This is a genomic window from Parvibaculum sp. (assembly GCF_039973015.1).
Taxonomy (GTDB): Bacteria; Pseudomonadota; Alphaproteobacteria; order Parvibaculales; family Parvibaculaceae; genus Parvibaculum.
On the sequence record NZ_JBDWLT010000008.1, the window covers coordinates 367,037 to 378,745 of the forward strand.

General features: G+C 61.8%; 15 protein-coding genes. 6 read left to right on the forward strand and 9 right to left on the reverse strand.

Features of this window, described 5'->3' with window-relative positions; genetic code table 11:
• Window positions 1-2 precede the first annotated feature (2 nt).
• Genes ABJO61_RS07875 through zigA form a run of 4 tightly spaced genes read right to left on the reverse strand, consistent with a single transcriptional unit; the run spans window position 3 to window position 3,169 of the window.
• Window positions 3-1,142 carry an iron-containing alcohol dehydrogenase gene (locus tag ABJO61_RS07875; RefSeq protein WP_348323806.1) on the reverse strand — a complete coding sequence of 380 codons (1,140 nt, stop codon included), beginning with the start codon at window positions 1,140-1,142 and terminating at the stop codon, window positions 3-5.
• Between the two features lie 30 nt (window positions 1,143-1,172).
• On the reverse strand, window positions 1,173-1,370 hold the full coding sequence (locus ABJO61_RS07880) for a hypothetical protein (RefSeq protein WP_348323808.1): 198 nt from the start codon (window positions 1,368-1,370) through the stop codon (window positions 1,173-1,175).
• A 10-nt stretch (window positions 1,371-1,380) separates the two neighbouring features.
• Window positions 1,381-1,950, reverse strand: a complete 570-nt coding sequence (locus ABJO61_RS07885; RefSeq protein ID WP_348323810.1) for a DUF1826 domain-containing protein — start codon at window positions 1,948-1,950, stop codon at window positions 1,381-1,383.
• Between the two features lies 1 nt (window position 1,951).
• The gene (gene zigA, locus ABJO61_RS07890) at window positions 1,952-3,169 is read right to left on the reverse strand and encodes a zinc metallochaperone GTPase ZigA (protein WP_348323812.1); all 1,218 of its coding nucleotides are present in this window, start codon (window positions 3,167-3,169) and stop codon (window positions 1,952-1,954) included.
• Between the two features lie 169 nt (window positions 3,170-3,338).
• Between zigA and mscL the strand changes: the two genes are divergently transcribed.
• Complete coding sequence (gene mscL, locus ABJO61_RS07895) at window positions 3,339-3,764, forward strand: large conductance mechanosensitive channel protein MscL (RefSeq protein ID WP_348323814.1); 426 nt, start codon at window positions 3,339-3,341, stop codon at window positions 3,762-3,764.
• Here the strand turns inward: mscL and ABJO61_RS07900 are convergent.
• From ABJO61_RS07900 to ABJO61_RS07915, 4 genes are read right to left on the reverse strand one after another with little or no spacing between them, the layout of a single operon-like run.
• Entirely contained in the window at window positions 3,761-4,531 is a 771-nt protein-coding gene (locus tag ABJO61_RS07900; RefSeq protein WP_348323816.1) for a class I SAM-dependent methyltransferase, read from the reverse strand. The genes mscL and ABJO61_RS07900 overlap by 4 nt on opposite strands.
• The gene (locus ABJO61_RS07905) at window positions 4,528-5,130 is read right to left on the reverse strand and encodes a TIGR04282 family arsenosugar biosynthesis glycosyltransferase (protein ID WP_348323818.1); all 603 of its coding nucleotides are present in this window, start codon (window positions 5,128-5,130) and stop codon (window positions 4,528-4,530) included. Before ABJO61_RS07905 ends, ABJO61_RS07900 begins: the two co-directional genes overlap by 4 nt.
• Window positions 5,131-5,826, reverse strand: coding sequence for a TIGR04283 family arsenosugar biosynthesis glycosyltransferase (locus ABJO61_RS07910; protein WP_348323819.1), 696 nt, complete (start codon window positions 5,824-5,826; stop codon window positions 5,131-5,133). It lies immediately after the preceding gene.
• Window positions 5,827-5,881: 55 nt separating this feature from the next.
• Window positions 5,882-6,277 (reverse strand): cupin domain-containing protein, encoded by a 396-nt coding sequence (locus tag ABJO61_RS07915; RefSeq protein ID WP_348323821.1) that lies wholly within the window; start codon window positions 6,275-6,277, stop codon window positions 5,882-5,884.
• Window positions 6,278-6,381: 104 nt separating this feature from the next.
• Here ABJO61_RS07915 and ABJO61_RS07920 point away from each other — a divergent pair, with 104 nt between their 5' ends.
• The 5 genes from ABJO61_RS07920 (at window position 6,382) to ABJO61_RS07940 (ending at window position 10,481) form a co-directional block, all read left to right on the forward strand.
• Entirely contained in the window at window positions 6,382-7,611 is a 1,230-nt protein-coding gene (locus ABJO61_RS07920; protein ID WP_348323823.1) for a PA0069 family radical SAM protein, read from the forward strand.
• A gap of 78 nt (window positions 7,612-7,689) precedes the next feature.
• Window positions 7,690-8,010 (forward strand): GIY-YIG nuclease family protein, encoded by a 321-nt coding sequence (locus ABJO61_RS07925; RefSeq protein ID WP_348323825.1) that lies wholly within the window; start codon window positions 7,690-7,692, stop codon window positions 8,008-8,010.
• Window positions 8,011-8,109: 99 nt separating this feature from the next.
• The gene (locus ABJO61_RS07930) at window positions 8,110-8,397 is read left to right on the forward strand and encodes a GIY-YIG nuclease family protein (RefSeq protein ID WP_348323827.1); all 288 of its coding nucleotides are present in this window, start codon (window positions 8,110-8,112) and stop codon (window positions 8,395-8,397) included.
• 245 nt (window positions 8,398-8,642) lie between these two features.
• Window positions 8,643-9,314, forward strand: a complete 672-nt coding sequence (locus tag ABJO61_RS07935; RefSeq protein WP_348323829.1) for a ribonuclease HII — start codon at window positions 8,643-8,645, stop codon at window positions 9,312-9,314.
• Between the two features lie 57 nt (window positions 9,315-9,371).
• A complete protein-coding gene (locus ABJO61_RS07940; protein WP_348323831.1) occupies window positions 9,372-10,481 on the forward strand; it encodes a site-specific DNA-methyltransferase in 1,110 nt (369 codons plus the stop codon).
• 326 nt (window positions 10,482-10,807) lie between these two features.
• Here the strand turns inward: ABJO61_RS07940 and ABJO61_RS07945 are convergent, their stop codons facing one another.
• Window positions 10,808-11,644 (reverse strand): hypothetical protein, encoded by an 837-nt coding sequence (locus ABJO61_RS07945; protein ID WP_348323833.1) that lies wholly within the window; start codon window positions 11,642-11,644, stop codon window positions 10,808-10,810.
• Window positions 11,645-11,709 lie beyond the last annotated feature (65 nt).

Sequence of the window (11,709 nt, forward strand, 5' to 3'; positions counted from 1 at the left end):
CCTTAGCCAGCAATGGTCCGTTCAAAAAGGTCCGCATACTCGTCCCGGCTCACACCGCGCGGGTTGGTAAAGGTGCAAACATCCTTCGCGGCATGCGCTGCGAGATAGTCGATCATGTCCGCCGTGACGCCCATCTCCCCGAGATTTTTCGGAAGGCCGAGCCGCGTGTTGAGCGCCTCGATCTCGTCCGAAACATCGGCGCCTTCAGCCAGCCCCATCGCCGAGGCGATGCGGGGCAGCGCCTCGCCAATCTTTTCGTGATTGAAGCGAAGCACCGGAGGCAGGCAGACAGCATTCAACGTGCCGTGATGGAGCCGCAGACCGGGAAGCGAACCACAGGCATGGCTCATGGAATGAACCGCGCCGAGCCCTTTGGTGAAGGCCATCGCGCCTTCGGTCGATGCCATCATCATGTTCCAGCGCGCCTGCGCGTCCGTCCCGTCCGCCACAGCGCGTTCCAGATGCCCTTGCCCGAGCGCCCGGCGAATGCCGTCAAGCCCGACCGCGTCGGCGGGCGGATTGACCTGCCGCGAACAGACGGCCTCGATGCAATGGGCGATCGCGTCCATCCCTGTCGCGGCGGTGAGGAGCGAGGGCAGGCCAAGCGTCAGATCGGGATCGCAGATCGCAACACGCGGAACGAGATGTTTGCTTGCCAGAATGAGCTTCTCGCCATTCGACATGATGACGACGGCGCCGGTCGAAACTTCACTGCCGGTGCCCGCCGTCGTGGGAACGGCAATGAGCGGAGCCACCGGGCCTATCTTCCGTGCACCGCCAAGGCCCGCCGTATAGGAGAGCAGTTCGTCTTCATGCGTGACGGCAAGCGCCACCGCCTTGCCGAGATCCATCGAAGAGCCGCCGCCCACCGAGATGATACCGTCGCAGCCCGCTTCGCGGTATAGCGCGGCGGCGGCGAGCACTGCCTCTTCGGTCGGATTTTCCGGCGTGTCATGAAAGATCGTCGTCTGGAACTCGTTCGACATCGCACCGCGCACCTTGTCGATGATGCCGGCTCTCAGCAATCCCTGGTCCGTGCAGATAAGCGGGCGCGATATGCCATTCCCCTTGAGGGTGCCGCCAAGCTGTTCGAGTGCGCCATGATCGAACAGAACCGTCGTGCAGAATGTGAGCGTCGCCACCTTGGTTTTCCTTTTGTCTTTGTATGAAGTTCAGTAGCTGTCCCAGCTATCGGTTTCTTCCTTGTCGAACCGCGAAACAAAAAGCTCCCAGAGATGTTCGCTTTCGCCTTCTTCGAGAAGTTTCAGCCTTCCCCGCAGCGAACGGCGCGTGAGTTCGCCCTTCCGAAAACTTTCGATGAGATCGAGAAAATGGGAAGCCTGGTCGCGTGAGAGTTCGACGGTATGCATTGCCTTCTCCTCAATGGTCCACGGGACAGCCGCAGCGCTCGTCGGCGGGCGTAAGACAGAGAAGAAGCCGCGTCAGGTTTGTGCCGAAGATGGGCGGTGAGCGATGCACCACACCGCCCGATGTATCGCGCCTGCCCGCGAAGATGCCTACCGAGAAGCGCGGCATCTCATGTACCGTGCCGCGAAAGTCGCGCTGCCTGCGAAGCGCGAGATCCGCCTCGGCGGGAGGAACCCATTGCGTTCCCGGCCCGCGATAGGTCGAAAGGAGGCGCATCGGCACGTGGTCCTGATGAAACCGGCTGCACGCATCGTCGTCGATGCATTCCAGCCGCACTTCGAGTTCGCTGCACGCCGCGCGCGCGGCGAAAACCCGGGCAAGCGCCACAATGTCCATTCGCAGCCAGGGCACGCAATCTTTCGGCAACTTATCGGCAACGCGCTCTACCGGGGCGACGAAGCGCGCCGCCGGCAGTTCCTCCGGCGAGAGCGCATCCAGCCATTGCGGGATTCCCTCCGGCACCCGCCGATGCAGGATATCGGGCGCGGCCGCCCGCGGCTCGATCTTCGCGATGGCATTCATGTCAGGCGGCAGCCCCGCTCTGCCAGATGGGGAAGGGATCGCGAAGCCGGTCCCATTCTTCCCAGTCGAACCTCGGCTTTTCGTCGGAACCCAGCAGGCAGGCGTCGAGTTCGCGCCTGATCCACGCCTCGTCCATGTCGCGGCCGATGAAGACGATTTCCTGGCGGCGGTCGCCCCACACCTCATGCCAGTTCTTCTTCAGGTTTGCGCGCCATGCGGCGTCATCGGGCCAGCGCTCGCGCGGCAGCACGTCCCACCAGTGGCCGATGGCCTCGTTGCGGACGAGCGCGCCCGCCTGGCTCACCTCCCCGACCCATTCGGGCCGCGTCGCGAGCCAGAAATGCCCCTTGGCGCGGATCACGCCCGGCCAGCTCGAATTGAGGAAGCGGTGAAACTTTTCTGGATGAAAGGGCCGCCGCGCGCGATAGACGAAGCTGCGGATTCCATATTCCTCGGTCTCCGGCGTGTGTTCGGCGAAACCGAAGAGTTCCTTGAACCAGAGGGGATGGCGCTGTGCCTCCTCGAAGTCGAAAAGCCCGGTATGGAGCACTTCCCCGAGGCCTACGCGGGCGAAATTCGTCTCGACAATCTTCGCATCCGCGTTCAGCGAACGGATGATGCTGCGCGCGAGGTCCAGTTCCTGCGGGCTCGCCTCGTCCACCTTGTTCAGCACGATCACATTCGCAAATTCGATCTGCTCGACGAGAAGGCTCACCAGCGAGCGGTCATCGTCCTCGCCGAGGCTTTCGCCGCGGTCGGCAAGAAAGTCGCTTGAGGCATAGTCCTTCAGCAGGTTCGCCGCATCGACCACCGTCACCATCGTGTCGAGTTCCGCGACATCACCAAGGCTTTCGCCGAACTCGTCGCGGAAATCGAAAGTCGCGGCAACGGGCAGCGGTTCCGAAATGCCGGTCGATTCGATCACCAGATAATCGAAGCGCTCATCTTCCGCGAGCGCACGTACCTCTTTCAGAAGGTCGTCGCGCAACGTGCAGCAGATGCAGCCATTGGTCATCTCGACGAGTTGTTCCTCCGAGCGGGTGAAGGAGGCATCGCCCGCGCGAACGAGATCCGCGTCGATATTCACCTCGCTCATGTCGTTGACAATGACAGCCACCCGCCGCCCCTCGCGATTGTTGAGGATGTGGTTCAGCAGCGTCGTCTTGCCTGCCCCCAGAAAGCCGGACAGCACAGTGACGGGTAGTTTCCGCTCGGACATGGGCAGCACCTCGATGGAAAAAGGGAGCGCTTGGTTTATGATGTGATGTTATAACATTACATCCCTGGGGTATTTCAAGCCCTCAAGCTGTTTTTCCGTTGTAGCTGCCGCCTTGTCGCGTCACGATTCCATCCGGGCAGGAATCATTCGTGCGGGAGAGGCTTCGGACATGTTCAAGGAATTCAGGGAATTCGCCCTCAAGGGCAATGTGCTCGACATGGCGGTCGGCATCATCATCGGCGCCGCCTTCACCACCATCGTCAAGTCGCTTGTCGACGACATCATCATGCCGCCCCTCGGCGTCATGCTCGGCGGTGTCGACTTCACCAATTATTTCATCGCGCTGAATGGCGACGCTGCGGTCGCGACGCTCGCCGAGGCGAAGGAAGCGGGCGTCGCCGTTCTTGCCTATGGCAAGTTCATCAACGCGATCCTGCAATTCACCATTGTCGCCTTCGCGCTCTTTCTCGTCATCCGGCAGATGAACCGGCTGAAAGCACGCATCGCCAGCGGCGACGCGCCCGCGCCAGCCGCGCCGCCCCGCCAGGAAGTGCTGCTTGAGGAAATCCGCGATGCTCTCCGGGCGAAGAGCTAGTCCTTCCTGCGCATCACATAAAACACATAGGAATACTGGCCGGGATTGCTTTCGAAGAGAGCGATCTCGGCCTCTTCATTGGCGAGCACCTCTTCCGCCGCCTCGCCATATTCCGCCCGCATCTCCGCGATCCGCTGCCTCATCGGCGTGTAATATTCCGCCCACCAGTCTTCCGGCGGCAGCACATGCGTACCGAGAAGCTCGTATCCCGCGCGCGCCGCCGCATGGGCGTTCGACGAGATCGTCCCCATCGAGGGATAGGCCGCCTCCCAGAAATCCTGCGCGGCTTGCGAAGGCGTCGCCGTCAGCCAGGTGCATTCCGACACGGCAATCGAGCCGCCCGGCTTCAGGAAGCGCCGCCATGTTTCGAGCCCGCGCTCGAAGCCAAGCAGGTAGATCGAGCCCTCCGCCCAGATGAGATCGAAGCTCCCGTCCTTGAAGGACAGAGCCTCCATGTCGCCGCGCGTCACCACGAGCTGCGCCTCGCTCACGCCTTCCTTTTCGGCGCGCGCATTGAGCTTGTCGAGGAAAGGCTCGAAGAGGTCCACCGCCGTCACGCGCGCGCGCATCTTCTTCTTTGCCGTCAGCCGCAGGAGCTCGAAAGCGGACGCCCCCTGCCCGCAGCCGAGATCGGCGATCTCCGGGCTTTCGGGCAGCGGCGGCAGCATTGAAAAGGCGATTTCCGTCGCGACGGCGCTTCCCGGTCCGTTGCGCGGCAGCGCCAGTTGCAGATCGAGGAAAATCTTGAAGGGATCGAGATCGCTCATGTTTTCTTCCGCCATTTCGCAAGATCCGCGCCCTCGTCGATATCGGCAAGCCGGTCCAGCAAGGCAACGCTCATATTCTGTTCACGGATGTTTTTCAGCGTATCCGCCATCGTTTCCTCACTCGACCAGCGCACGCCCTCGAAGATGTCCTTCACGCGCGGGCGGCGCTTCTGGCCCACCAGCCAGTAGCCGCCATCCTCGGCCGGGCCGATCACGGTGTCGTTCCCTCCCAGCGCGGCGAAGGCAGCGGCGATGTGGTGTTTCCCGATGCCGGGAATATCCGCGCCGATGATGACGACCGGGCCCGGCGGCAGATCGCGGAAGAGGCTCCCCATGCGGTGCCCGAGATCGCCCTCGCCCTGCCCCACGCGCGGAATGTCCTCCGGCCAGATGCCCGGTTCATGGACCGCGCGGTCCGGCGCCACCGCGATCAGCGTGTGCCAGCGCGGGTCGCGCCCGACCCGGCGAATGAGCCCCGCCGCCGCCTCGCGATAGAAGCGCAACGCTTCCACCGCGCCGATATCGCGCGCCAGCCGCGTCTTCACCCGGCCGATCAGCGGCGCCTTGGCCATGATGACGAGTTGCGGGTCGAGCGACACCTAGGAATAGACCTTCGCGATCACTCGCGGCGGCACACGCAGATAATAAAGTGCGAGGCAGAAAAGATTGCGCAAGGAGCGCGCGGCGAAACCGTCGCGCAGGTAACGCGCGGGGCTCGTGACCGCGAGTGTGCGGAGCATGACGAGCCTGCGGCGCGGAATGCGGCGCACGAGGTCCACATCCTCCATCAGCGGCAGGTCGCGAAAGCCGCCCGCCTTCTCATAGAGACGCCGGTTGATCAGCAGCCCCTGGTCGCCATAGGGCAGCTTCATGAGCGCGCAGCGCAGCGCCACCATCTTCTCGATCAGCCGCGCCCAGCCGGAAAAATCATCCAGCGCGAAGCGGAACGAGGCCGCCATCTCGCCATCGCGGAAGCGCCCGCTCTCGATCTGCTCGAAGAGCTTTTCGACTTCGGATACCCAGCCGGGTTCGAGCACCGTGTCGGCATGAAGGAAGAGCAGCCAGTTGCCGCGCGCGGCCTTGGCCCCCGCCGCGAGCTGCGGCCCCCGTCCCTTCGGCGCGCGCACCAGCTTCGCGCCCGCCGCCTCCACGATCTCCAGCGTCTCGTCGCTGGAGCCGCCATCGACCACGATCACTTCCTGCACGAGCCCGCGCACGGCGGCCGGCACCAGCGGTGCCAATGTCCGGGTCAGGGTCTCTTCGGCATTCAGGGTCGGAATAATCACACTAAGCATGCGCGCACGATATCCGCAGCGCCGCATTTCTCAAAATGGGGCCACTTCCCTGCCTTCAGCGCGGCCGGTGTTGCGTGTCCAGGCCCGCCGTGATGAAGAGGGCAGTAGCCGTCCCCTCGATATCGGCCGTGTGCCAGACGCCCGGCTCGTTGACCGCATACTGGCCGGGTTCGAGCGTAACGGTCTTCGCCCCCTCCGGCGTCTCCTGATGCAGGACCATCCGCCCCGCCACGCAGAGCACGATCTCGGCGCCTTTCGGATGCATCTCCCAGCCCTCCCAGGGGCCTGTGAAACTGTGCATCGCGACAAGGCGGCCTTCCGCGCCGTCAGCGTCGTGACGTGCGCCATAGGCCTCGTACCAGTCCATGCCGCCGGTGAAATCCGGCTGCACGCTGGCCTTGCCGCCGGGGCCCAGATGGACCGGATTCTTCGACATTTCGAGTGCGCTCATTCCTGTCTCCCTTTCTCCGCCTTCGCTGCCCCGGCAGTCTAGGGCGCGCGCGGGGCGTAAACAATGTTCTTGTTATGTTCTCTTGTTCGGGTATACTTATGCCCATGACGACGAGTCGCGAAACAGCGCCCCCCGGCCACCCCGCGCAAACCGCCAATTCCCCGTTTGGCAACCGCGCGGCCAAGCGGCCCTACGGCTTCACGGACCATCGCCCTGTCACCCGCGGGGCGCCCCTCGTACCCCCGAGCGTCCGCAAGCCTGATCTGCCCGAGAGCGGCCGCCGTGGCCGGGGCGCGCTGACCAACAAGAGCGGCCGCTACGAGCCGCTTTCGCGCGAACTCGCCGATGATGGCTGGGACAATCTCGAAGACGTGCCCGCGCTGAAGACGCAGGTCACGGAAGAGAGCCCGCGCCACATCATCACGCGCAATGCCTCGCCGGACATTCCCTTCGACCGCTCGATCAATGCCTATCGCGGCTGCGAGCATGGCTGCGTCTACTGCTTCGCGCGGCCGACACATGCCTATATGGGGCTCTCGGCGGGTCTCGATTTCGAGAGCAAGCTCTTTGCCAAGCCCAATGCGGCGCAGCTTCTCGAAAAGGAACTTGCGAAGCCCGGCTATGAAGTCGCGCCCATCGCCATGGGCACGAACACGGACCCCTATCAGCCGATAGAGCAGCGCTACCGGATCACGCGGAGCCTTCTCGAAGTGCTCTCCACCTATAATCATCCGGTGACGATCCTGACGAAGTCCGCGCGGATCGTGCGCGACATCGACATTCTCTCCTCGCTCGCGGAGCGCAATCTCGTGCGTGTCGCGCTTTCGGTCACGACGCTCGACGCGAAGCTCGCCCGCGCTCTGGAGCCGCGCGCTTCCACGCCCGCGCGCCGCATCGAGGCGATAAAGCTCCTGTCGGATGCCGGTATCCCTGTCGGTGCGATGATCGCACCCGTCATCCCGGCGCTCAACGACATGGAGATCGAGAAGCTCCTCACCGGCGTCGCCTATGCGGGCGCGCGCGATGCCAACTTCGTCATCCTCCGCCTGCCGCTCGAAATCCGCGACATTTTCGTCGAGTGGTTGCAGGAACATGCACCGGACAAGGCCAATCATGTCATGTCGCTCATCCGCCAGATGCGCGGCGGCAAGGACTACGATGCGAAATGGGGCGAGCGGCAGGCCGGCACCGGGCCTTATGCCTGGCAGATCGCGCGCCGCTTCGAACTCGCCACGAAGAAACTCGGCCTCGGCGACCGCTCGCGCGAGGGCCGCTCCCTCGACTGCTCGCAATTCCTCGTGCCCGGTCGCGGCAAACAGCTCGCGCTTCTCTGAAATTCAGTCCCCTCCCGGCCTGCCGGGAAACCATGTGCGGAAACCATGTGCGGAAATCATGTGCGGAACGGCAAACAGATGAGCTACTTCGTTTACATCCTGACAGACCAGAGAGACGGCCCCCTCCATATCGGCGTGACGAACGACATCGCGCGCCGTGCATGGGAGCGCCACGAATATCGCCATGCGCATGGGCATGGAAATCGCGATGATAGAGGTGCCCGCTTCACCGAGCGATATGGTGTGCGCCGTCTCGTCTATGCCGAAACCCATGACGACGCCGAGCAGGCAATCAAGCGCGAAAAGGCGCTGAAAGCGTGGAAGGACGACTGGAAGATCGAACTGATCGAAGGCGCCAATCCCGAATGGGACGACCTGACGGAGACGCTGGGCCGGTAAGGGTTGGTGCACGCGAAGGCGCGAAGACGCGAGGTGTTCAAAAAATAACATGTCACCCCCGGGCTTGACCCGGGGGTCCAGGGGCTCCGGGTGTGGCGCATGAAGGACTATTACGTCTACATCCTCGCGAATGGTCGAAATGGAACGCTTTACGTCGGTATAACCAACGACATTCAGCGCCGCGTCTCCGAGCATCGTGAAGAAATCGATAAAGGGTTCACGAGCCGGTACGGCGTAAAGCATCTCGTCTGGTACGAAGTGCATAGCGAAGCGCGAGCGGCGATCCAGCGGGAGAAAAATCTCAAGCATTGGCCGCGGGCATGGAAGGTTGCCCTCATTGAGGAGACGAACCACGCATGGCGCGACCTCTACCCGGAGCTATTTTGAGTTGTGCGAAGAGAGACGCCGCCTGCCGGCGGCTTTTGGACCCCCGGGTCAAGCCCGGGGGAGACATGACAATGGTGAAACGGCCCTCGCCGGGATGACGCCTTGGTTTTGAACAGAGTCAGAGAAATAGAGACTTCTCAAAACTTGCCCCCTTCCCCCTCGCCATGACTCGCGGCACACTCGCGCCCATGCCACCCGCTCCAAAAAAACCGGCAGGAAAGCCGAAAGCAAAGCCCGTCCTCGCAATGCCGGACTACGCCATCGAGACGGAAGAAGGTGCGCCCGCGCGTCTCGTCTGCGGCGTCGATGAGGCGGGGCGCGGCCCTCTCGCGGGGCCGGTCGTTGCCGCCGCGGTCATCATCGACATGTCGAACTGCCCGGACGGGCTCAACGATTCCAAAAAGCTCGACGCCCGCCGCCGCGAGGAACTCTTCGCCGCGCTCGCGGATTGCGCGGAAATCGGCGTCGGCATAGCCAGCGTCGAGGAGATTGACGAGATCAACATCCTGCAGGCGACCATGCTCGCCATGACGCGCGCCGTCGCTAGCCTCCCCCGCGCGCCGCATGTCGCGCTCATCGACGGCAATCGCTGTCCGCAAGGTCTCGCCTGTTCGTCCCGCGCGGTTGTCGGGGGCGATGCGCTCGCCCTTTCCATCGCCGCCGCTTCCATTGCGGCCAAGGTCACGCGCGACCGGCTGATGCACGAACTGGCCAACGCCCATCCCGGTTACGGCTTCGAACGCCACATGGGATATGGCACGCCGCAGCATCTCGATGCGCTTTCGCGCCTCGGGGCGACACCGGCGCACCGCCGCAGCTTCGCGCCCATACGCAAGATATTGAGTCCCGGCCTCGACAAGGGACTCGATATTGTGTCCAACGAATCTGTTAACCTATTGATTCAAAAGAATTATTGACCGCGAATCCCCTCTGACTCATGATCGCCGCCTTGTCATTTTCGAGGGGTAGATCGAGTGGGGCGCGTCAGCGACAAGCCGGGCACTAAAAAAGAGAATCCGGCTGAAATCATCATTCAGGGCGACAGCATCGAGGCAATGAACGCATTGCCCGAAAAGTCCGTGGACCTCATCTTCGCGGACCCGCCCTACAACCTTCAGCTTGGCGGCGATCTCACGCGGCCCGACCAGTCCAGGGTCGATGCCGTCAACGACGAGTGGGACAAGTTCGCGAGCTTCCAGGTCTATGACGAATTCACCCGCGCCTGGATGACGGCCGCGCGCCGCATCCTGAAAGATACCGGCGCGATCTGGGTCATCGGCTCCTATCACAACATCTTCCGTGTCGGCGCGACGTTGCAGGATCTCGGCTACTGGATCATGAACGATGTGATCTGGCGCAAGTCGAACCCGATGCCGAATTTTCGCGGCACGCGCTTCACCAATGCGCATGAAACGCTCATCTGGGCGGTGCGCGATGCGGACCAGAAGAAATATACCTTCAACTATGACGCCATGAAGGCGCTCAACGAAGACCTGCAGATGCGCTCCGACTGGACGCTGCCGATCTGCACAGGCGGCGAGCGGCTGAAAGATGACGAAGGCGGCAAGGCGCATCCGACGCAGAAGCCGGAATCCCTTCTCCACCGCGTTCTTCTCGCGACGACCAATCCGGGCGACACGGTTCTCGATCCCTTCTTCGGCACCGGCACGACGGGCGCCGTTGCCAAGAAGCTCGGCCGCAAGTTCATCGGCATCGAACGCGAGCAGCGTTACATCAAGGTCGCGCGCGAGCGCATCCGTCAGATCAAGCCGGGCGCGGCGGAAGACCTGAAAGTCACGACCTCGAAGAAGGCCGAGCCCCGTGTGCCCTTCGGCACCATTGTCGAGCGCGGCCTGCTCGAACCCGGCGTCACGCTTTACGATCCGCAGCGCCGCCACGCCGCGCGCGTCCGCGCCGACGGTTCGCTCGTCTGCCGCGATGCGACGGGCTCGATCCACAAGATCGGCGCGCATGTGCAAGGGCTCGAAGCCTGCAACGGCTGGACCTTCTGGCACTTCAAGACGGACGGCAAACTCAAGCCCATCGACATCCTGCGCCAGAAGGTGCGCGCGGAGATGGGGTGAGAGGCGGTTCGCGTGAGCGAACGAAAAGGTCCGGTGGACCTTTTCGAGCCTCGAACGCCCTGAGCCATGCGAAGGGCCGGGCAAGCCACACCCTCCTTCGTCATTGCGAGGAGCGCAAACCAAAACAAAATGTCATCCCGGCACTCGTTGCCGGGACCCAATCCACCTCACTGCAAGAACGAACGGCCAATGGGTCCCGGGAATAAATCCCGGGATGACACTTCTATTTTTAGCTCTCGCCGAAGACACCAAAAATCGTCCTTATACAAAATAAATTTCATTAAGACGTAGTCGGCACCCAGCCCACACCAGTGAGATAGGTCAGTTCATTCAGGTTCGGACGATGGCAGCCTGTGGACGAACTTTGAGAAACGACGCTCGAGATGCTGCCCCATCCAGTGCACCCACATTGCCGGCCCACACCAGACTAGGAGAACTATTGCAACAGCTAAGGGCAGCCCATTCTCCCACCACTGAACGTGTAAGACTGCGTATAGGACAGGAAACAAAGCTATCTCCAGAACAAAGATAAACGCAGTGTTCCCATGTTCTCGCAAATGCCGGTACGAATCGCTTAAGTCGGCCTCGAAGTTCACGATAGTTTTTTCCGACCCGTCCTCATCGTCGCTCGCTATTTTTTCAGTAGACTGAATAGAGCGTCGTTTGGCCAGTTTATTTAGATATGCATAGACAATACTGGCTTCATACCCTTCCTTGAACCCGAATCTCCCCTGAACGTGCGAGCGCCAAATTCGCCAACCTTGGAATACACAAAACAGAAGGGTGGCGAGAAGGGCGGGAACATAAAAGCCACTCCATACCAGAGTGGAGAGCACGACTGCAGCAACTAGCGTGATGGCATAAGGGCTTTGCCACAATGAAACGCTATGACCATTTCTGTCCGTGAAATCTAGCACTCTGGTCGCATGAAAAACTAAGATTGGGTAGGACGCGAAATAGCAATAGAGAGATCCCAGCAATATCCAAAAAATTAGATGGGGAGCCCCAAAGCTTTCCGTTCCCATCGCCACGAATTTTTCAACCCCAGCAGACTGCAGAAGGGGGCTGGTTTCGTACAACCAAGCGACAAACAGCATTCCTGCTATTGATGGCATTAGATATCTGACTAGGTAATTTTCCCACCACCTTGTTATACCAGACATTCCGCTCTCCTATTTCCTCCGTACAGAAACAAGATTGTACGCAGAATATATCGAGGCAGACAATC

Excerpts from the sequence above, each read along its gene's own strand:
- ABJO61_RS07880 (WP_348323808.1), bottom strand. The coding sequence starts at position 1,370 with ATGCATACCGTCGAACTCTCACGCGACCAGGCTTCCCATTTTCTCGAT.
- ABJO61_RS07885 (WP_348323810.1), bottom strand. The coding sequence starts at position 1,950 with ATGAATGCCATCGCGAAGATCGAGCCGCGGGCGGCCGCGCCCGATATC.
- zigA (WP_348323812.1), bottom strand. The coding sequence starts at position 3,169 with ATGTCCGAGCGGAAACTACCCGTCACTGTGCTGTCCGGCTTTCTGGGG.
- mscL (WP_348323814.1), top strand. The coding sequence starts at position 3,339 with ATGTTCAAGGAATTCAGGGAATTCGCCCTCAAGGGCAATGTGCTCGAC.
- ABJO61_RS07900 (WP_348323816.1), bottom strand. The coding sequence starts at position 4,531 with ATGAGCGATCTCGATCCCTTCAAGATTTTCCTCGATCTGCAACTGGCG.
- ABJO61_RS07910 (WP_348323819.1), bottom strand. The coding sequence starts at position 5,826 with ATGCTTAGTGTGATTATTCCGACCCTGAATGCCGAAGAGACCCTGACC.
- ABJO61_RS07915 (WP_348323821.1), bottom strand. The coding sequence starts at position 6,277 with ATGAGCGCACTCGAAATGTCGAAGAATCCGGTCCATCTGGGCCCCGGC.
- ABJO61_RS07920 (WP_348323823.1), top strand. The coding sequence starts at position 6,382 with ATGACGACGAGTCGCGAAACAGCGCCCCCCGGCCACCCCGCGCAAACC.
- ABJO61_RS07925 (WP_348323825.1), top strand. The coding sequence starts at position 7,690 with ATGAGCTACTTCGTTTACATCCTGACAGACCAGAGAGACGGCCCCCTC.
- ABJO61_RS07930 (WP_348323827.1), top strand. The coding sequence starts at position 8,110 with ATGAAGGACTATTACGTCTACATCCTCGCGAATGGTCGAAATGGAACG.
- ABJO61_RS07935 (WP_348323829.1), top strand. The coding sequence starts at position 8,643 with ATGCCGGACTACGCCATCGAGACGGAAGAAGGTGCGCCCGCGCGTCTC.
- ABJO61_RS07945 (WP_348323833.1), bottom strand. The coding sequence starts at position 11,644 with ATGTCTGGTATAACAAGGTGGTGGGAAAATTACCTAGTCAGATATCTA.